Annotated in this window: 18 protein-coding genes; 8 read left to right on the top strand and 10 right to left on the bottom strand. The window is 49.7% G+C overall.

Features of this window, described 5'->3' with window-relative positions; translation table 11 throughout:
• Nucleotides 1–71 precede the first annotated feature (71 nt).
• Both ABEA66_RS03215 and ABEA66_RS03210 read left to right on the top strand, forming a co-directional pair.
• The gene (locus tag ABEA66_RS03215) at nt 72–749 is read left to right on the top strand and encodes a flagellar brake protein (RefSeq protein ID WP_079912690.1); all 678 of its coding nucleotides are present in this window, start codon (nt 72–74) and stop codon (nt 747–749) included.
• Between the two features lie 138 nt (nt 750–887).
• A complete protein-coding gene (locus ABEA66_RS03210; protein WP_079912691.1) occupies nt 888–1,715 on the top strand; it encodes an NAD kinase in 828 nt (275 codons plus the stop codon).
• A 76-nt stretch (nt 1,716–1,791) separates the two neighbouring features.
• On the opposite strand, the gene ABEA66_RS03205 is transcribed toward ABEA66_RS03210, so the two are convergent.
• The gene (locus ABEA66_RS03205; protein WP_079912692.1) at nt 1,792–2,367 is read right to left on the bottom strand and encodes a YutD family protein; all 576 of its coding nucleotides are present in this window, start codon (nt 2,365–2,367) and stop codon (nt 1,792–1,794) included.
• 132 nt (nt 2,368–2,499) lie between these two features.
• Nucleotides 2,500–3,408 carry a lipoyl synthase gene (gene lipA / locus ABEA66_RS03200; RefSeq protein ID WP_256865467.1) on the bottom strand — a complete coding sequence of 303 codons (909 nt, stop codon included), beginning with the start codon at nt 3,406–3,408 and terminating at the stop codon, nt 2,500–2,502.
• 126 nt (nt 3,409–3,534) lie between these two features.
• Here lipA and larB point away from each other — a divergent pair, with 126 nt between their 5' ends.
• Nucleotides 3,535–4,323 (top strand): nickel pincer cofactor biosynthesis protein LarB, encoded by a 789-nt coding sequence (gene larB, locus ABEA66_RS03195; protein WP_079912694.1) that lies wholly within the window; start codon nt 3,535–3,537, stop codon nt 4,321–4,323.
• 3 nt (nt 4,324–4,326) lie between these two features.
• Complete coding sequence (gene larC / locus ABEA66_RS03190) at nt 4,327–5,394, top strand: nickel pincer cofactor biosynthesis protein LarC (RefSeq protein ID WP_345585982.1); 1,068 nt, start codon at nt 4,327–4,329, stop codon at nt 5,392–5,394.
• Nucleotides 5,395–5,436: 42 nt separating this feature from the next.
• Here the strand turns inward: larC and larC2 are convergent, their stop codons facing one another.
• Nucleotides 5,437–5,910, bottom strand: a complete 474-nt coding sequence (gene larC2, locus ABEA66_RS03185; protein WP_079912851.1) for a nickel pincer cofactor biosynthesis protein LarC2 — start codon at nt 5,908–5,910, stop codon at nt 5,437–5,439.
• Nucleotides 5,911–6,102: 192 nt separating this feature from the next.
• Between larC2 and ABEA66_RS03180 the strand changes: the two genes are divergently transcribed.
• Nucleotides 6,103–7,140 carry a M23 family metallopeptidase gene (locus ABEA66_RS03180; RefSeq protein ID WP_079912696.1) on the top strand — a complete coding sequence of 346 codons (1,038 nt, stop codon included), beginning with the start codon at nt 6,103–6,105 and terminating at the stop codon, nt 7,138–7,140.
• A gap of 103 nt (nt 7,141–7,243) precedes the next feature.
• On the opposite strand, the gene yunB is transcribed toward ABEA66_RS03180, so the two are convergent.
• The 4 genes from yunB to ABEA66_RS03160 form a co-directional block, all read right to left on the bottom strand.
• Nucleotides 7,244–8,029 carry a sporulation protein YunB gene (yunB, locus tag ABEA66_RS03175; protein WP_345585978.1) on the bottom strand — a complete coding sequence of 262 codons (786 nt, stop codon included), beginning with the start codon at nt 8,027–8,029 and terminating at the stop codon, nt 7,244–7,246.
• A gap of 341 nt (nt 8,030–8,370) precedes the next feature.
• Nucleotides 8,371–9,435: a dienelactone hydrolase family protein gene (locus ABEA66_RS03170; protein ID WP_345585976.1), complete on the bottom strand. Its 1,065-nt coding sequence runs from the start codon at nt 9,433–9,435 to the stop codon at nt 8,371–8,373.
• A 6-nt stretch (nt 9,436–9,441) separates the two neighbouring features.
• Nucleotides 9,442–10,260 carry a sugar phosphate isomerase/epimerase family protein gene (locus ABEA66_RS03165; protein WP_345585975.1) on the bottom strand — a complete coding sequence of 273 codons (819 nt, stop codon included), beginning with the start codon at nt 10,258–10,260 and terminating at the stop codon, nt 9,442–9,444.
• 101 nt (nt 10,261–10,361) lie between these two features.
• Nucleotides 10,362–11,990, bottom strand: a complete 1,629-nt coding sequence (locus ABEA66_RS03160) for a hypothetical protein (RefSeq protein ID WP_345585974.1) — start codon at nt 11,988–11,990, stop codon at nt 10,362–10,364.
• A gap of 417 nt (nt 11,991–12,407) precedes the next feature.
• Between ABEA66_RS03160 and ABEA66_RS03155 the strand changes: the two genes are divergently transcribed.
• The 3 genes from ABEA66_RS03155 (at nt 12,408) to speE (ending at nt 14,954) form a co-directional block, all read left to right on the top strand.
• Complete coding sequence (locus tag ABEA66_RS03155) at nt 12,408–12,599, top strand: hypothetical protein (RefSeq protein WP_345585972.1); 192 nt, start codon at nt 12,408–12,410, stop codon at nt 12,597–12,599.
• A 198-nt stretch (nt 12,600–12,797) separates the two neighbouring features.
• The gene (locus ABEA66_RS03150; RefSeq protein ID WP_345585970.1) at nt 12,798–14,054 is read left to right on the top strand and encodes an S-adenosylmethionine decarboxylase related protein; all 1,257 of its coding nucleotides are present in this window, start codon (nt 12,798–12,800) and stop codon (nt 14,052–14,054) included.
• Between the two features lie 18 nt (nt 14,055–14,072).
• The gene (gene speE, locus ABEA66_RS03145) at nt 14,073–14,954 is read left to right on the top strand and encodes a polyamine aminopropyltransferase (protein WP_079912701.1); all 882 of its coding nucleotides are present in this window, start codon (nt 14,073–14,075) and stop codon (nt 14,952–14,954) included.
• A gap of 121 nt (nt 14,955–15,075) precedes the next feature.
• Here speE and ABEA66_RS03140 read toward each other — a convergent pair whose 3' ends face one another.
• The 3 genes from ABEA66_RS03140 to ABEA66_RS03130 all read right to left on the bottom strand — a co-directional run bounded on the left by ABEA66_RS03140 (nt 15,076) and on the right by ABEA66_RS03130 (nt 20,745).
• Nucleotides 15,076–16,584, bottom strand: coding sequence for an extracellular solute-binding protein (locus tag ABEA66_RS03140; protein ID WP_345585967.1), 1,509 nt, complete (start codon nt 16,582–16,584; stop codon nt 15,076–15,078).
• Nucleotides 16,585–16,611: 27 nt separating this feature from the next.
• Nucleotides 16,612–18,135 (bottom strand): extracellular solute-binding protein, encoded by a 1,524-nt coding sequence (locus ABEA66_RS03135; protein ID WP_345585965.1) that lies wholly within the window; start codon nt 18,133–18,135, stop codon nt 16,612–16,614.
• 294 nt (nt 18,136–18,429) lie between these two features.
• Nucleotides 18,430–20,745: a helix-turn-helix domain-containing protein gene (locus ABEA66_RS03130; protein ID WP_079912704.1), complete on the bottom strand. Its 2,316-nt coding sequence runs from the start codon at nt 20,743–20,745 to the stop codon at nt 18,430–18,432.
• Between the last annotated feature and the right edge of the window lie 21 nt (nt 20,746–20,766).

Here is a 20,766-nt window from a genome sequence, read left to right as displayed (position 1 = left end):
GGCATTGTGTTATCTGTCAATATTGATTATTATGGAAGTAATGTTTACTACTATTACATAATGGTGATCCTATGAATTGGAACCAAGCTTTATCTTTCGAAATGATTGTACCGCGTATGAGCTGCAATCTTATCATTGTCGGTGAGACCAAAGAAGGCATGCCGTTCTGCTATGAAGACAGCTTCGTTCTGCAAAAGGTCGATGAACAGCAGCTGGTTGCCACGATGGAATTTCACTCGATGAATCCATTGGAAAAATTGCACCACGTGTGCTTTATCGAATTCTCGTTCCGTGAACGGGGTATTCTTTATTACGCCTTTGTAGACCTGCTTCACGTCGAAACCAAACGTAACGTTTGTTCCTTAACGCTATCAGCACCTCAGGATTTAAGCACGTTTCAAAATCGCCGGTTCCAACGTATCCATCTCCCGGTAAGGACGCCCCTTACTTGCCGTATTATTGGAGTCCGCAAAGCTTCGACCCATCAAGGGATCGCTTTTTCCGGACAAATTCAGGATATTTCTGCGGGCGGGCTTTCGTTTATTACGAATACGAGAATTTTTTATCCGTTGTTCCTGGAGCTTAGCTTCGTACTGCCTGATCATCCGAACAAATTTGTCATTAACGGTGAAATTGTCCGTGTGACGAATTTCAGCAATGATTCATACCGTATTGCCGTTGAATTCCGCGATGTCCCTGAGAGCTTGACCCATCAGATTGATGAATACTGCTCGCGATCCGAGGACTAACATGGTATGCTAATGAGGGCGGTTTTCCTTCGGAAAACCCAAGTCTATGCTTTCGAAGTTAGGTTTTCTTATAGAAAACCCAAGCCCATGCTTTCGAAGTTAGGTTTTCCTTCGGAAAACCCTTAGGAGGATATTCATTTGAAATATAACGTAGTACATCGCGGCGATGAAGTGTCCTTCCAATTAATGCAAACCTTCCACAGGCTCGTAGAACCGCATGGATTGATCCATGACGAGGAGACGCCTGATGTCGTGCTGTCTATCGGCGGAGACGGAACGATGCTCCATGCGTTCCATCAATACAAGGACCAACTGGAAACCATCGCGTTCGTCGGTATCCATACAGGCCGGCTCGGTTTTTTTGCCGATTGGAAGCCCGATGAAGTGGAGCTGCTTGCCGATATGATGATCGAGAGCTCCAGACTCAACGACCTTCGTGTCGTCAAATACCCGCTCGTGGAGATTCAAATTACAACCGCTCAAGGGATTGAAACGCAATTAGCCCTTAACGAATTTACGTTAAAGGGTGTAGATGTGACCCTGATGGCCGAGCTTCATATTAACGACGAGCCGTTCGAGACGTTCCGAGGAGACGGTATTTGTATTTCGACGCCGCCCGGCAGCACGGCTTATAACAAAAGCTTGGGCGGAGCCATCGTACATCCGTCGCTGGATGCCATCCAGATAGCCGAGATCGCATCTATTAACAACAGGGTTTTCCGGACGCTGGGATCTCCGATCCTGCTGCCCAAGCATCATCACTGCGACATTTATCCGCGGAGCCATCAAACGATCCTGCTCTCGCTTGATCACGTCATTATGCAGAGAAACGATATTATCTCGATTCGCAGTATGGTCGCCGCCGGAAAAAAAGTGAAATTTGCGCGTTTCCGTCCGTTTCCCTTCTGGAGCCGTGTACGTGAAGCGTTTATCGGATACGAGCCGATCCAGGAAAGAAAGCCTTGACCTATTGGTCAGGGCTTTTTTCTCTTGCTGCATACAAAAAGAGCCAATCCTGACGGACTGGCTCTTTAATTTCATTTTACTGCTGCTTTACATGCTGCTGGCCTTGCTTGGATGGATTACCTTGCTTGTTATGATGGTTACGCGGTCTTGAATGATGATTATGGTTTGCATCTTTGCTCTGTTGGTTCGGATGCTGGTTCCGTCGAGACTGCGGATGATGATTCTGGGGTTGTTGAGGCTGTTGAACCTCCTTTTGCGGCTCCCGGTTCGATGCAGGCTCTTTAGGCTCGGTATTATGAGGCTGTTCAGAGGCCGTACTCTCTTGCAAATCCGGCTCCGACTGCTCCGCGGACTCCTGAGGCTGGTTCGCTTGGTGCTTATTCGGGATTTTCTCGATAATAAAATAAGCACAGCCAAAATTGCAGTACTCATTCAGATAATCCTGCAAGGTTGCTATAGAGGTCTCTTTGGTTGCCTTCGGATGCGTATCCTTAAAGAAACCGCGCAGACGCAGCTGGTTGTAGCCCCAGTCACCGACAATAAAATCATATCGCTCCAGCACCTCGCTGTAACGATCGCGGAATGCATCCGGCTTCCAGCCGTTTTTATGGTCAACTACCACTTCGTACGTTTTATTGGCTATATGGATCACTAAATTGGGTCCCTCCTAAGAGTCCGGTGAAAAACTGCAAGCTGTTCAGGCAGATGATCATTCCCTTCGCCGTTGTCCCCGGATAGATAAAGTAATAATGATGACCGGGTTCGTCCGGGGCAGCCGTACGGTTTACGCCTGCCGAGCGGATTTCACTTGCTCATGCGCATGGTAAGAGCTGCGCACCATCGGACCCGACTCGACATGGCTGAAGCCCCTCTTCATTCCCTCTTCCTTCAATTCTGCGAATTGCTCCGGAGGATAATATTTGGTAACCGGCAAATGATTCAGCGACGGCTGCAAATATTGACCAATCGTCATAATATCGCATTGAACCTCTCTAAGATCGTCCATCGTCTGCAAAATTTCATCCCATTCCTCGCCGACACCCAGCATAATGCTCGATTTGGTAGGAATTTGCGGCGCCATATGCTTGGACCGCTGAAGCAGCTCCAATGACCGGCGGTATTTTGCCCGTGCACGAACTTTATCGGAAAGCCTCTCCACCGTCTCGATATTATGATTCAAAATATCCGGCTTGGCTTCCAGAACCGTACGAAGAGAGGATTCGCTGCCCAAAAAGTCGGGAATGAGCACCTCTACGCTGCACAGAGGAGAGCGCTTGCGAATGGCCGCAATCGTAGCCGCAAATATTGAAGCTCCGCCGTCCGCCAAATCATCCCTTGCAACGGAAGTGACGACGGCATGCTGAAGACCCATCTGCTCAACCGCTTCGGCAACCCGTTCCGGTTCCTGAAGATCCAGCTCGGTCGGAAGACCTGTCTTCACCGCACAAAACCGGCATGCCCGTGTACAGATGTCTCCCAGAATCATAAAGGTCGCCGTACGGTTAGCCCAGCATTCATGAATATTCGGGCACTTCGCTTCTTCACACACCGTGTGCAGCGTTTTGCCGCGCATCATATTTTTTAGTTCTTTAAAATTATCTCCGGTCGTCAGCTTAATTTTAAGCCAGTCCGGTTTACGCTCTATTTGACGAGTAGACATGGTTCTGTCCCTGCTTTCTAGTTCATTGTCCAATCTCTTTGAAGCTATTATATCAACGAACGTCAGAACAATCCACTTTCCATTTTATTTGTGATACACTAAGAGAGACATTATGCCAGCTATTTCAGTTCAAATCATATTCGGGGGAATGCGTTTTTTATGATAAATGTTGAATCGATACTCAAGCTTGTACGTTCCGGTGATCTTGATGTCTCTGAAGCACAACGGCATCTGGATGAAATCATGAATCAGTCCTCTCCAAACGGTCGTGTCGACGATCTGGGCTTTGCTACGCTGGATCTGGACCGCGAGAGACGAACAGGCTTTCCGGAGGTTATTTACGGTGAAGGCAAGACGGCGGAGCAAGTTGCTGTTATTTTTGAACGCTTGATGCAGCAGTCGGATCGCGTGCTTGCCACAAGAATCAGCCAGGATAAGGCGGATTATGTTCAAAGCAAGCTTAACGGCGTAACCTACAACCCGACAGCCCGCGTATTGACCTGGTACGGCTCGGAAGCGGCCCGCAAGCCTGAAGGCAAGGGCTACATTGCTGTCGTCTGTGCGGGAACATCCGATCTTCCGGTCGCCGAAGAAGCGGCATTGACTGCAGAGATTATGGGATGCCGCGTAGAGCGCATATTCGATGTGGGAGTAGCCGGAATTCACCGTCTGTTCCGCAGGCTGGATGTCATCCGCGACGCAACCGCCATCGTCGTTGCCGCGGGTATGGAAGGTGCCTTGACCAGCGTGGTTGGAGGTCTGGTCTCCAAGCCGGTCATTGCAGTGCCGACAAGCGTCGGGTACGGCGCCAGCTTTCAGGGACTGGCCGCACTGCTGGCCATGCTGAACTCCTGCTCCTCCGGTGTTTCGGTCGTCAACATCGATAACGGCTTCGGGGCCGGGTATAACGCAGCTCTGATACATAAAATTAGTATAAAGAGGGATTAAACGATGAAAATTGCCTATTTGGATTGTTTCTCCGGTATCAGCGGCGACATGACCTTGGCAGCCTTGGTGGATGCCGGAGCAGACCGCGATTATATCGAGGACGAGCTGCGTAAGCTGGATATCGAGCCGTTTACTTTGGAGTGGAAGCGTGTCAATAAAAAAGGCATCTCCGCCCTTAAGATGGATGTCGTCCTGGATCCTGAAACAGCTCCGTCCCATCACCGCCATTATTCCGAGATTGTAAGGCATATCCTTAACGCCGGATTTAATGAGCGGGTTGTTAAGCTGAGCTTGGCCATATTTGAAAAAATCGGCGTCGCCGAAGCGAAAATTCATGATATTCCTGTTGAACGAGTACACTTCCATGAGGTAGGTGCTATGGACTCCATCGTGGATGTTATCGGAGTTGCCCTGGCTATGGACTCCCTGGATGTGGAGAAAATTTACTCGTCCCCTGTCCCGTTGGGATCAGGTACGGTGCGCTGCGATCACGGAATTTATCCGGTTCCCGCCCCGGCTACTCTCGAAATGATGCGGGGGCTTCCAATCGCCCCGACCTCCTATTCTGTAGAAATGACTACGCCGACAGGCGCCGGAATCATTTCGGGGCTGGTGGATGAATTCGCGAAGGGCTATCCCCCAATGATCGTCGAGTCTATCGGTTATGGCGCAGGAACCCGCGATTTACCGAACCAGCCGAATGTACTCCGGGTTGTTATCGGGAAGGCCGATCCGTTCGTGCATAAATTCCAGATCGAGAGTATTCAGCCTGTCGCCGAGCATCAACACGAGCATGATCATCACCATCATCATCATGACCACGACCACGGGCATTCTCACGATCATCATCACCACGATCACGACCATGGGCATTCCCACGATCATCATCACCATGATCACGACCATAAGCATTCTCACGATCACCATCACCATGATCATGACCATGGACATTCACACGATCATGACCATGGCCACTCCGATGATCATCACCACGATCACGGGCTGTTACCCGAGCATGAGCATTCAACGCAAGGGGACTGCGGAGTTAACTCCTCCTGCGTGAAACAATAATTGTAAAATCCAAACCGCCCGATTGGGCGGTTTATTTTTTCCCTATTTTTCCTGATTCAAAAATTGACGCCTGACCTCATCATACACTTGCTTTAGCGGTACGCTATGCGTCCTTGCCGCGAGCTCGCACTCCTTAAACTCCGGCGCGAACTGAACCATTTGTCCTTTATGATAGCCGACTTTTACATGAATCGGCCCCCATGGCGTTGTCACTTGCCTGAATTCTCTGCCTAAACGATGGCAGGACGCCCTCATATACCGCAGCCCAATGGTTGTCGTCTCGCGAAAAATAACCTCTTCCAGCCGATCCAGCTGCTTCTCATCCGTCAAGACGTTAAGCATCACGCCAGGACGGCCTTTTTTCATGATAATCGGTATCCAATATACATCATTAGCACCCGCTTCAAAAAGCAGCTCACCGATATAGGAGCACAGCTCGGGATTCATGTCGTCGATATTGGCCTGAAGCAGCAGCATTCCGTCATCTATATGTTCATCCCTGTGTTGAAACCCCACGCTCATCCCTCCAAAACTATGTAGATGCTTATAAATTCCATCATTATAACAAAAATTGTGTCCGCTGAAAATAAATTGTTCCCCGCCAGCTTCAACCTTCTCTTGGATAAAATGCTTAGAATCGTCACATCCTATGACTAACTGATGAATGGACTGTAAAGTCATACGACCAATTGTGGAGGTTAAACGCTTATGGCAGCGAGATGGATGAATCCTATCCTCATAGTAGCTTTGTGCAGCAGTTTGTTCCTTGGAACGGCTCCATCAGCGGCAGCCCCGGCAGCCAAAGCTCCCAAACCGGGAAAGGACAGCAATAATATGAAGGCGGTTTTTGCCGACCGCAAAGATTTATTTGACAAAATGAGTGCTGTGACCGGAATTCCATGGTACTACCTGGCGGCTATCGATCAATATGAACGTACGATCAATTTAGCCCGCAAACGGCCCCATAGTAGCAGCGGACTCATAGGAATTCATTTTACTGAGCTTCAATGGTGCGGCATGATGAACCCGGATCACGAGGATACGAATGAAGGGACCATCGCTCTGTTTAACGGAATTGGCAGGGACGGCTCCGGAGACGGGAAAGCAGATCGAAAAAACGACCAGGACCTCCTCTATTCCATGGCAAGTCTTCTGCTGAAGCATGGCTCGGTTGAAGAAGATCTTCGTATCGGACTGTGGGAATATTATCAAAATACACGGAGCGTAGATCGAATCCAGGAGTTTGCTAAAATTTACAGCAAGTATGACACGCTGGATCTGCATGAACATGCGTTTGTTCTCCCTCCCAATGCGGACTATTCCTATCGCAGTACGTGGGGGGCCAGCCGCGGCTGGGGCGGATACCGGATCCACGAAGGAACCGACTTGTTTGCAGGATACGGCGTTCCTGTCCGCAGCGCGGCTTACGGGTTCATTGAGGAAATGGGCTGGAACCCCTATGGAGGATGGCGGGTAGGAATCCGGGATCTAAATAATGTCTACCATTACTACGCGCATTTGTCCGGTTTTAACAAGGAAGTCAAAAAAGGAGATATCGTCGCCCCCGGTCAAGTTATCGGATGGGTTGGCAGCTCCGGATACGGCAAACCCGGTACGTCCGGCAAGTTTCCGCCGCATTTGCATTACGGCATGTACCGCGATAACGGCTTGACCGAATGGTCTTTTGACCCGTATCCGCATTTACGGAAGTGGGAGCGCGAGGAACGCATGCGGAAAAAGAAATGAGCTTACAAGACCCTCTTTCTTGCAGAAGTGCAGAATGGCGGTCTTTTTTTCCACAGATAGCCGAAAAAAACCGACCCCGCAAAATAACAGGTCGGTTTGATTATTATTTGGGCAGGCCTTCGGCAGAGGAGCTCCCATGAGCCCCGGATTCCGCACCGTTCTTCGATTGCTGAGCGTTGATCCGCGGTAATGACAGATTAGGCGGAGGCGTGTTGGCACCGGTTGAGTTGCCTTTTCCATCAAAATAATACGTCGGTACATCACCCACAATCAGCGCATACGAGACCGGCACCTCCGTCTCAACGACCTCCGGCTCCGAATCAAAAGGTATTATGACGCTGACTTCCGCGGTAATATGAATATAAACCTCCACGAGGATCATATTAATACCGGCATTCTGGTATCTTGTATTCAAATCCACCTTTACATTGCCTGCAGGGACGAGTCTTACCGGGATGTTGGGACCGAAGGAAGCGATAATCGAGCTGTTCATCGCCTGCCCGAGCGGGATATGCTCCGGAATCGCCTGAAGCTGGGAAAGCTGGCCTTGCACGGTCTCAATCGTCTCCGCCGTAATCCGCATATGCTCTGCGTAATTCAGCATGAAGCCGGTGGTCTTGCCGTTCTTGTCCGTGCGCCAGTCAATAAGCTGTTCAAAGTTTGTTCCTCGCGCAATCCGGTCCGAAATGGCTTTATTAATCGCCTGCGTAGCCATTTGCTTGATTCTGACCTTTGCCAGGTTGACCAAGGGCGGCCTCAAGTTTTTCTCGATATATACGAACGATTGCACCGTCAATAACACGATAACGAGAAGAAGCAGCAGCATATTGCGTTTAAGCTTTTTTGTCCCCGTAGGACTGCTTCTCCACCTTCGTCTAAGCACCAGCATCCGGCATCCCCCTAACGTACGCAGAGCTTGTCGCCATGAATCAGACATCCAGGGCATGTACGTTAAAGCTTATGCATTACGGCGGAAAAAAAGAAGAGTTCTGTAATCACTTCGGATTCCCGCAGTTATGTATGTTGATCTTCAACGTCAATTCATGCTCCAGCTTGGGGAACCATTCCTTTCCTTGGCTTCGAAGCTGATTTAGGTACTTTGTGGAGCATATTAGCGATGACCTCGGAGGATCTTACTAATTCTGATGAAAAAAGGCCCGGCCGTTAACATAACGGCAAGACCTTGGTTCAAGCTCTAAAATTACTTATAAAATAGTAAAATGACAGCAGCTAAAGCCCCAGACTCGATTCCAGCCAATCATAAGATCGTGCTCCGGATATTTCATGCTTCCCTTCAAAAATCTCATACCCGAAATGGGCCGCAGCGCCTGCATCGTCGTATATCTTCTGCAGTGCTTCTATAGCTTCATGCGAGCCCTTGATAGGAAATACAGTGTCTCCGGTCCCCGATTCAATAAAAAGCGGCCTTGGGGCAATCAAACCGATCCACTCCGGCATCTCTCCGTATTCCAGCATGCCCGGGACATAGTTGTCCAGACAGTGATTGCGGTCCATAATGCTGGTCCTGAACCTATTCGCATAGCCGCTGATGACGGTAGCTCCGATCCTTTCATCGATGGCCGACGCCAATGCCGTCACCATTCCACCCCCCGACATTCCCATGCATCCGATATGCTCGGGATCGATGTCTTCTCTAGATTGGGCGTAATCCAGCGTTCGAAGCAGCTCATAGACCCGGACACCCGCTAACGATTGGCCCATCATCATGAGCGACGAAGCCAGTCTGAAGCAGGAGTTGGCGCCAGGCTCCAGAGCAGCGTCCTGCTCCATTCGGCGGTCGCCAAAGCCGAGCAGCTCCGGGGCAATGACGACAAAGCCCCTTTGCACAAGGGAGATTGCAAAATGCTTGTACAGATTCGGATTCCCCGTGTTATCCCTGCCATCCGGCGTCAGCCCGACCACTTCCTTGCTGCCGAAGCCATGTCCGTGAACAGCCAGCACGGCGGGGCGCTTGCCCCCGCCATTGACGGTCTCTCCCTTGGGCACCAGAACATAGGCAAGCATCGTTAAATCGTCGTACGTCGAGAACGCTACCCGTTCCCGGATATACTCTCCGCAATCCGCCGTTTCCAGCACGACGGGCTGAAGCTCCGCGGACTGTCCTGGCAATGGGCCAAGCAGTTCCTTCAGCTTCTCCCTCATGAACGGTCTTCGATGCTCACGTGCTGCTCCCGTTCCGAAAAAGGACACATGGCGGCCTGTATTCTCTGCATACAACCGATTCAAGAAGGCATTCGGCCTCGAGGTTGCCGGAGCGGCTTTGTCCATCGTCATGGATGCTTATACCCCCGCCCGGTGACGAAGCACATAGTCACGGGAGAAATCCATGCTATCCATATCTACGCCTTCCAGCGTCATATGTACCAGCGGTTTATGCTGACGAACCAGATCCATGAACATGCCGTAATCCAGCATCCCTCTGCCTGCAGCTACGGTCTCTAGCTTCCCGGAAGCATTCAGCCTCATATCCTTGGCATGAACGCTGACGACACGATTGCCCAAAAGCCGGAATGCTTCCTGCATGACCTCATGCTGACGCTCGAAGTTCTCTTGGGTCATCAGGTTTACCGGATCGATAACGACTCCGATATTGGACGACGGCATCTCGTCGATCAGCTCGGCCAATTGTGGAGCAGAGCCGATCAAGTGGCGATTTGCGGCCTCCAGGCCGATGAAGGCGCCCCACTTCTCCGCTTCCTCCACAAGCTCCTCCACGGCGGACCGAAGCCGTTTGGCGTAACGGTCGTATTGATCCGTATCAGGGACGCCGGTTTCCGTAGCCACGATCGCCGTACCGAAATGCTTGGCCATGCGCAGATGCTCCTTGAACCGGTCCACATTATGTCTGAATGCGGTATCATCCAGCTCGATCAAGCTGACATAGCAGCCCAGCACCGGAATCTTCACTCCGTTTCGATCGAAGGCCTCAGCGATGCTGTTGGCCAATCCGGGACTCAGCTTGCCCAAGCTGCAATCCACGTCCGAAATGGCTTTGGATAAGGCAAGCTGTACATATTTATATTGATACGAGGCGACCTTGGCCGCCAGTTCCGCGTAAGGAAACGTTCCTACATTGTGTGCTAAAATGCCTACTGACATTTTCCAGTCATCTCCTTTTTCTATGTATCCTCTTATCATGATACCAGTTTCAGGCGCTGCTTTAAAGTACAAAAGAAAAGGCACGCCGCCGGGTCCTTCCTTTATTGCACAGCCCGGTTCTTCACTCTGGCATACAAGAAGGTATTATCCGTCATATGTCCCTGCCCGTCATAGGCTGCGGCAAAGAAGGGTCTGCCTCCGCAATACACCGGCATTCGGCCGCGCACTCCCTGAAGCTCGGCCGCAAGATGAAGAAGTGCCAACGGCTCCAATGCGTCCAGCTTGGCATACTCATGATCTGCACTTGCCATGAACAAGCCTCTGTGACTGCGGTGCAGCAGCAGGCGGTCGCCGATTCTTTGCGCAAGCTGTAAAAATTTACGCTGATGTGTCGTCTTGAACAGCTCCAGCATGACGAAGATTCCATGAGGATGGGTACAAGCCGTCTCCATATTCAGGAAAGGCAACGCTCGTGCGGATTCTCCGATATCGCCAAAGCCGAGGCCCTTTGCCATGCTTCTCGCAACGGTCCACAGCTCTTCACGGCCGGACAGGCGATAACCAGTAACATAAGACCAGAGCAGCAGATAATCGGCCTTGTGAGCCTGGAGCTGCTGTCCTTCCTGCCCGTAGTATCCGGACTTCTCCATCACCAATCCCGTCAATCTCGTGCCGTTGGTCAGCATGGGGTGAACAGTATTGTCCGAAGGGTCATAGGCGTGTTGGCCATAGGCCGCCAAATCTTGAACAGCCCAGTCCAGAAAATCCCGGCCTGCATCCCCTAGAGCCTCCGCCAAGGACATCCGGCACAAGGCCGCCTCTCCAATGATGGTGTGCGCTTGATTAGCTGTAGTTAACGTAGCCTCGATCGGGGCATGCTCCTTCAGCTGTTCCCCGAATTGGTCGATCGCGCGGTCTCCCCGCACACCGGGCAGTACCGAAATGCTGAACTGGTAGCCGCCGAGACCCGTCTGGGGGTTCCTGGTTTCTACATACCGATAGGCTAGCCGTTTAGCCCAAGCCAGCGGCCTTTCATCACCGCTAAAGCGATGCAGCAAGGCAGCAGCATAATATAGATCGCTTCCCGCATTAATGAACGTTAAACCTTTGCTCGTAAAAAATACCGGGGAATTGTTGTCATATTCATGCTCCCAGACAGAAGAAGCCTCCCGCGTATGCCCGTTCTTCTCTACAGGTTGACCATGCCGGCTGAATTCAAGATTGCTCCAGTCGGCAACATGCCCTTCCCACAAGGCCTCGATATACGATGCCGTCTCTTCCGGGTCTACACGGTTCATCAGCTCATAGTAGGGATAATGGCATTTCAATTCGTGCTGCGGTCCCTTGTCCGCTGCAAATACCTGCCGTTTGCTCTGCAGATCAAACGCCATGTGGCCTCCCCAGCACATCAGACGGCCATAACGGAGATGGTCGAACGCATAACGGACAGCGCTTTCAGCTGCATTCCGGTAACGCGAATCTCCTGTCAATTCACTGAGTCCGTCCAACGTCCTAAGCCAGTTTTGCTGATTGGCCAGATTGGATACTATCCATGTCTCGCCTCCCGACAGCCATTGCACCGGCTCATAGGTTTCCGAGTGAATTCCATCGGCAAAGAGCGGAGTTGCTTCGGCACCATACCGGTCACGAGCTTTATCCATCATGATGTCGGCATATTGCTGTACGGCTCGGACATATCTTAACGCCGTCTGTTTTGCATGCTCTTTCATTTTAATATCCGCCTCCTCATTGCTGATTTACCTGATCACCATGCATACATACCCTTAACTAATACGTTGGCAGGACGAAAATATGCGCAGCAGCCAAGAGTCTTTGCTCTATGACTGCTGCGCCTTCGCTTCCTGTCGTTCAATTGTACTTGGAAACGCTCTTTTTTTCTAGCTATATCCCCAACGGAGGAATAATCATTAGATCACTTTTTTCGACGCGGCCCTGTGTTTAGCCACACTCTCAATGGAGAAAAAAAGGTCTATTCGGATCTCTAGCTCCATACCTTTACAACAAATCTTATTCTATATATGCATAAGGAATTATATTTATTATGCATTTCCATTATAAACAATTCCTGTGTTACAATGGACTCGATCATATAGCGGTTCCATTCCAAACCTGGGAAGGTGTTTCTTATGAATCCAGATATTGCTGTATTGATGTTTCTTGCATTGCTGTCTGCCGTATTGTATTTACCCGGCTATTTCCGCTCCAGTAGCAAACGCCGTAACCCCAAAGTAACGTACATTGAAGAGTACCGTGATTTACGCAAAGATAGAATCAATCATTCTGACAAACTGTGTAATAAAAAGAGCGGGACCTCATAGAAGCGATTCTTACCATCGATTAGAACCATCGCATACTTCGCACCTTTACTGCTTCATCCAATAATCCAATCAGACTCTCTTCCATTGTATCATTTACCTTTCCATAGATAAAAATTATGCGGTTGACTGTGTATTATTGAATCAGTTCCTCCTTTCATTCTATGAATACAATATAGAAAAGAAAGGAGTTGATAGATTATGCAAACCATTATAAGCATATTGGGAAGCGCCGGGGGTGTGGCCAAATCCATTCTGTCCATATTAGACAAGGCGTACGTAACAAGTGATGATCCTATCCATTCCATGATCCGCAGCAGCAAATTACATTTCATAGATAAGAAGCAGCGGGACCTGAATTACTACAAGCAATGGATCCCTCATTTATATCCTTCCGTCACTTTGCATCAGCTTGATCTTCAACGGGGTGACTTGCTGCGGCAGCATTTGATTGATACACAAACGACCGTTGTCATTGACGTCTCCTGGGCCGATACGGTTGATATGCTGGAATGCTGCAATGAATTGGGGATCAGCTACATTAATACCGCATTAGAGAATACCTCGGTTGACGAGAATGAGAAGCTTGAAGGGTTTACCCTGCTGGAACGCTACTTGTATTTCGAAAAGCATAGGAACCGATTTACCAATACCAAGGCCATTGTGTGCTCCGGCATGAACCCCGGCGTCGTACAATGGATGGCGCTGCAGCTGATGGAGCAAGCTCCCGGGGAGCATCCGCTGGCCTGTTACATCGTCGAGCAGGATAATTCCATGTACCTCGATCCTTCCTTGATTACCCCTCATACCATTTATTCGACATGGTCTCCCGAGTGCTTTCTGGACGAAGCAATTTTGAACTATCCGATGTTCGTAAGGGACGGCATGCCTCTATTTATATATGACGATGTATATGCTCTTGAGTTCGAGGTCACTCTCGGATCCAAAAAGTTCCATGGCTGCTTGATGCCCCACGAAGAGGTGCTTACTTTGGGCCAAGCGTTCGATATGGAGACCGGCTTTATCTATCGTGTCAATGATTTGACCACGAATGCTATTCGTACTCATCTTGATCAGGTTGACGATATTTGGAATTGGAATCATAAAGTATTGGACCCTGCGGTCGGCGCGCTGGAAGGCGAGGATTTGGTCGGCGTGCTGCTTGTCTATAAAGATAAGGAACGCTATATGTATAATGTGATGGACAACAAGACCATTTATGCGAGCTATAAAACAAATGCCACCTATTTTCAGGTCGCGTGCGGGATATACGGAGCACTAGCCACCATGCTGCTTGACGACATACCCAATGGCGTTCATTATGTCGACAAGCTCCTGCTTCAGACGGATACAGGCTATGGCCGATACCTTTCACGCTACATGAATCACTTTGTTACCGGCGAAAACAAGGGGACTGATGGCCTACTGCTGAAAAGATTGATAAAGATGAATCCATAAGGTGGTGCTTACTCCGTCATGGCGAACAAAAAACGTTCATTAACCGGTTATCAGAAGGAGGAAAATGACGAGCTGTGGCTTTGGGATGATATTCCGGAGCTGGGTATGGAGGTAGGATATAAGATTGATCGGCTCCTGCACTACGAGCAGTCCTCCTATCAAGAAATAAGCATTGCAGACACCCGTTCTTTTGGCAGGATGCTGATCCTCGACGGCACACCGCAAATTACATCGAAAGACGGTTTCATCTATAATGAGATGATTTCCCATATCGCGCTGGCCACCTGTCCGATGCCTGAAAATGTAGCTATGATCGGAGGCGGAGACTGCGGTCCTGCTCGCGAAGCTATGCGTTATGAAAGTGTGAAACGTATCGACGTGGTAGAAATTGACCAAAGGGTTGTCGATGCTTGCAAAATCTGGATGACACAAGATTCTAAAGACAATGCAGACGGGCGAGTACATCTTATATACCGAGACGGATATAAATGGATTCAGGAACAAACCAATGTCTACGATATCCTTCTGATAGACCGGTCAGATCCGTATGGCCCCGCAACAAGTCTGTATAAGCCTCCCTTTTATCAATACGTGCACGACAGCCTGACGAAAGAAGGCATAGCCGTCTTTCAAGCCGGGTCCCCTTACTACTCCTCCCATATCCTTAAAGGGACTGTAAAAAACTTGCAAAGACTGTTCCCTATTGTCCTTCCCTATACTTGTACTGTCCCTACCTTTCCGGGCGGAATCTGGTGTTTCGTGCTTGCATCCAAGAAATGGAGCCCGCTTCAAGCTGATTTGAGCAGGCTTCAGTGGACTCATTCGAAATATATAAATCCCGACCTGTTCCGGGCTTCGTTCATTTTGCCCAATTATATAAAGAGACTTTTGAACGAGTAACGCGAAAACCTGGTCGGCTTCCTGCAGAGAGCCGTAACGGATAAATGTCCGGGCGGCTCTTTTCTTTGAGAAGCGATTTAAGTCATCGAACCATTACGGCCGCATTGAAAGGGGGGCAAGCTTACTTCTTAGCAGCGTTGGCATACGCGGATTCATACTCCCTGATGATTTGTTCCCCGCCGGCTTGAAGCCATTTATCGACTTCTGCCTTCCATCCAGCATCATCGATTTTGCCCATAATGTATCGGGTCTGCGCATCCCAAATCATTTGGTCCAGCTCCTTGCCGCGTTCCGATACCGTTGCGGAGGTCAGCGTTAACGCAGGATTCGGAATCGCATATCGGATGTTCTCGCGAGTCATTCGGGTTCCTTTTTCACCCAGCGGCGTATCCTTCTGTTCTGCCACATGATACCCCTCGATATTGACGAGATTGTCCCGGTACGGCTTCACTTCTCTTTGATACGCGCTCAAATTGGTAAACACGGTTTTCCCGTCTTCCACTATCTTGTAATGTCTGCCTTCCAGTCCTCGCAGCTGCAATGTCGACAGTTCCGGGTCCATCAGCTTGTCCAGAAAAGCGAGCACCTTCTTCAGCTCCTCCTCGGTTTTCACTGAAGATTTAGGTACAGCCAGAAAGCCGAAGTTACCCGGTTCTCCCGCCAGACGTATGCCTCCAGGACCTGTAAAAGGAGCCACATCATACTCTCCTGCCGGAACGGTCTTCGTCAACTTATCCTGATAGCTTTTCCCGTTGTTATACACCCCGTTCAGCTTCATGCCGACTTTACCGGAATCCATCAGCTTGATCGCTTCCGAATCGTCAAACACCGCAAAGTCCTGGTTTATTAATTTTTCCTCATAGAGCTTGCGGAACATTTTCATTACGTCGTAATATTCCTTGGTCATAAATTCGGGGGTGAACTTCCCATTCTCCACTCCCCACCGGTTGGGAGCGCCTTGAGTTACCGCAATACGGGTCAGTACAGGCTGAGTGCCTTCGTTATATTTTTTGAACAGCACGGTTCCATAAGTATCCTGCTTGCCGTTCTGGTCTGGGTCGTTCAGCGTCAGCGCCTTCAGCACGTTATACCATTCGTCGATGGTCGTCGGAAGCTTTAGCCCCAGCGTATCGAACCAGTCCTTGCGGTATACGATCCCTGCCCGCCCGATATCGCGAAAGTTGGGAATCCCGTAAATCCTGCCTTCTACAGAGATATTTTCGTAATACTGCGGATTTTGTGCCGATAAATTGCCGTAGTCTTTGAGAAAAGGGCCGATCTCCCAGAACAAGCCGGATTGAATGGCGCTGATGGTCGTCGGAACATAATTGAGCTTCATGATTTTGGGCATTTCATTAGCCGCGATCATGACGTTTACCTTATCATCGAAGGCGGATTGCGGAATCCATTGAATATCCAGCTTCGTATTCGTATACTTTTCAATAGCCTGCTCGATCTCATTGCCCTTGTCAGGAAGATCCCCGACCTGCATTAACGCCATGGAAATGTTGAATGGAAGCGCAGCGGATTTGTTGCTCCCGCGGCTGGTGCCGCTATCTCCGCATCCGGATAAAATCCCGGTCGTTAACACCACTGCGCTGAATACAGCTGCCCTTCGTTTCAGTTTCAATCGCGCCCCTCCCGCCGGCCTCATTCATTATGACTTGCCCTTCGCTGCAGCATAGGCCTCTTCATACTCCTTGATCATTAGATCTCCGCCCGCCTTGCGCCATTTATCGATTTCCGCCTGAAACCCCGCATCATCTATCTTGCCCATGATATACTTGGTTTCCGCATCCATCATCAGCAGCTCAAGCTCTTTCCCTTTCTCGTTATAGGTCGCTGAGTCCAGGCTTAGAGCAGGGTTAGGAACAGCCCACTTCAAATTGTCCTTGGAGATTTTGGCTCCCTTCTCCCCAAGCTCGGTGTCCTTCAGAGGAAGCACGTTATAGCCTTCATAATTAAACAGGATGTCGCGGTAAGGCTTCACTTCCTTCTGGAAAGCCGTAAAATCCTTCATCTCCGTCTTGCCGTCGCCGGTTTTGACGAAATGCTTGTTCTCCACCCCGCGCAGCTGCAAGGTGGACATCGGTTCATCCAGCAGCTTATCGGCAAAAGCCAGAATGCGCTTCAAATCGGCTTCCGTTTTGACCGCTGACTTCGGAATGACGTAGAGCCCGTTGTTGCCTACTTCTCCCGCTACCCGAACCCCTGAAGGACCTGTCGGCGGCATAACGTCAAACTGCCCATTGGGATTGTTCTTTACGAGGCGATCCTGCATGCTCTTGGCGTTGGAGGAGACGGCAACCCGAATCGCGCCTTTCCCTGTGTCATAACCTTTTTCCACCTCGGCATCGTCGAGTATAGCAAAATCCTGATTAATGAGCTTTTCACTGTAAGCTCTTCTGAACAGCCGCAGCATGTCCATAAACTCCTTGGTCATAAACTCCGGAGTAAATTTGCCGTTCGCGTCGACACCCCATTTATTCGGAGCGCCGAAGCTAGTTGCGATGCGGGTTGTGACGGCCGCCGAACCGTCGTTGTATTTTTTGGGCAGGATCATGCCGTACGTATCCGCCTTGCCGTCCTTGTCCGGGTCTCCTGTGGCTACCGCTTTGAAAACGTTGTACCATTCCTCCGGCGTCGTCGGAGGCTTCAATCCCAGCGTATCCAGCCAATCCTTGCGGTAAATGACGGCACTTCGTGCGATATCCCGATAAATAGGAAGGCCGTACAATTTCCCGTCTACCGTGATATTTTCATAAAATTGGGCATCCAGCGCAGACAAATTTTTATAATCCTTCAAGTAAGGACCGATCTCCCAGAACAGACCGGACCTCATGGCACTGATCGCTGTAGGGATATATTTGACCCTGAGCATCATCGGCATTTCATTGGATGCCATCATGATATTGACTTTATCATCATAAGCGGCTGTCGGTATCCATTGAATATCCAATTTGGTATTCGTATATTGCTCCAGAGCCAGCTTCACTTCATTATCTTTGTCGGGGACATCTCCAACCTGCGCCGTCGCCATTGTGATCGTAAAGGGAGCATTGCTGTCGGTCTCTTTCTTCGGCAAATCCGTTGCTCCCGTATTGCCGCCGCTGCATCCTGCCGTCAATCCAATGACCATTAGCAGAGCCAACCAAGATACCGTCCGATTCCTGCTCTTCATTACCATGGACCTCCATTTAACATTCGTACAGTGGTTAAAATAACCCCTAATGTGGGGGTGAGTTTGTCGAGAAATCTGTAGTGCTTGAACTATTGCCAATATACTACGGTGGGGTATGCCCCTCCAGCCGCTATTGAAACCCGCGAATTGGATTGATTTAGCGGTATGTAGGGCCTTCGTCTAGAAGCTGCTTCAGGTAATTTTGGGCAGCCCCCAAGCCTATTGTGGGAAAAAGGCTGTCCCTTGTCATCATCGATGCACTGCAGGGCCAGCCCTCTCCATTGATTCTACCCATCAAGAATTGTCTTTATTGTACTGCTCGCGGTATTGTCCCGGCGTCATGCCGACGATTTTGCGAAACGTCCGGATGAAGGCGGTCGTATTCGTATAATTCAGCTTTTCCGCAATCTCCGAGATCTTCAAGCTTGTATTTTCCAGCCACGTCTTGGCCATGTTCATCCGATAGTCCGCCAAATATTCGCTGAAGTTGATGCCCATCTCCTTCTTGAACACCCTGCTTAAATAAACCGGATGGAAATTCAAGATCGAAGCGCACGCTTCAAGGGAAATATCCTGGTCGAACCGTTCATGGACCAGCTTCACCATTTGGTTGGCAATGTTCACATATTGCGATTCGGCTTGATGGTTCAGGAACCCGACGATCGGCTCAAACAGCTCCGTCTTGAACCATTTCATAATATCCTCCAACGTATTGAGCTTGAGGAAATGGTCCATGGTCGCTTTGCTGCCGAGCACCTTTTTCACGGCGCCTCCCTGCTCCTGCACCAGCTGGTATGCCTTGGAGATGAGCTGCATCATTAACGCGGGATATTCGTTGAAATGAATGTCCTTCTCTACGATGGCCGCAATATATTTCTCGAACACCATATCGACCCGGTCCAGCTCACCCAGCTTCAGCGAGTTGATCATCTGATCCTCCAGAAGCTTCAATTGGGTATAGACCGTGATCTCCAGCTCTTTCCGGCCGGCGTCAATATCTTCGTAATGGACAATGATTTCCTGCCCCAGGCTGATTCTGCATTTTAACGCCTCCAGACATTCCCCATAAGCGAGGACCGATTCCGTCACCTTGTCAAACGGGCGGCTTATTCCAATGCTGACAGGCAGCTGCAAAAACTCATGGATTTTTTGTTTGATCATCTCAGCCGTTTGGAAAAAATACGCCTTGCGTTCGGCCTCATTGTCGGACCGGCACACAAGCAAGGTCACTTGGGATTGATCCAGCAGCACCGGGCTGAATCTATCCTGCTGTGGAATGAGCTCTCCGACCATATTGTTGATCGCAAACAGCAATAGCTCCTTATCATGATCCCGGTATCGGCTCTCCTGCAGCGTATCGATCTGCACCGTCAGAACGCCGAGACAGCTCCATTCCGTAGGAAAACCGAATTTTTGCGACCGGTAGGCAAAGTCGCTGTCCGAGATTTGCCCCGTGAACAGCTTCAGTACAAGAAACTCCTTTAATTGGCTGAACTGGCCCCTCACCTGCTGCTGCAGCTGCTTCTCCGTGCTGAATAGCGTTCGGAACCGTTCCTCGATCCGGCTGAATTCGTCCTTTGGCCCGCTTTCCTCTACCTCGACCTGCTTGGTGAACTCAAACAACCTTTTGATAGGAGAGTACATGCGTCTGCTTCCATAAAAAGCAAGAATGCCGACCAGGACAAAAATAACCGTGCATGCGATAAAGGTAACCCATGCAATTTTCTTCGACTGCTTCGTTATATCCTGAATGGAAACAGCTGATATATAAGTCCATCCGTTATAAGGAGAGGAACGGTACGTAATGCCGAGCTCCTGGTCGTTAACATAAGCGTTAAAAAAGCCGGAATCCTCCTGGGTTTCGCGGATTCTGTCGGCAACCAGCGTCTGAATCCCCTGGCTGTTATCGACCTCGTTATCCTCCAGCAGGAAATTATGACCCTCCCGGTCCAGCACATAGACATCGCCCAGCTTCTTGTTATTCATCAAAAGGTTCTTGAACTGGCTGTTCAAAATTTCTACGACAAGAAGTCCTTTGGGCTGGGTCGTCATCGGAATGACCGGAATTTTATATACCATCCGGATCACCGGCGGTGAAGACGCTTCCTGAGTATTTCCTTCCTCGTCAACAGGCTTGTCCTGCGATTTCGGACTTTGGGTAATCCAGAACAGGCTGTTCGGGTATTTGGCGTAGGAGGTCATCACATCCCGGTCAGGATAAGTGCTGAAGCGGCGGAAGGTGGAGAAGCTGACCATCCAATCCATATTGAAATTAATCAAATAAGCCTCTTTGACGCTTGTAAACGTCTGCAGGTTGTATAATCCTTTGGATAAATCCCGGAGCTTGGCGAAGTCATCATAGCTCAAGCTTTCATTGACAGACGAAGCGACTAACGGCGAATTGACAAATTGAAGGGAAGTAAGCTCCAGCGTTTTTAATACTTGCTCGACCCTCATCTGTGTTTGCAGCAATACCTGCATGTTCCCGTCCTTGACTTTATCTTCTATATCGCCCGAAGCTATGAAATAAGAAATAAGGCCAATGGAAATCACAGGAATCGCCGCGACTATGAAAGTAAAACTGATCAAACGCACCAAATATTTCGGCATTTGACGATTCCCTCCTGTTAA

The sequence above is a fragment of the Paenibacillus vulneris genome, assembly GCF_039543185.1.
Lineage (GTDB): Bacteria > Bacillota > Bacilli > Paenibacillales > NBRC-103111 > Paenibacillus_S > Paenibacillus_S vulneris.
This window is presented reverse-complemented; position numbering and strand designations above follow the sequence as displayed.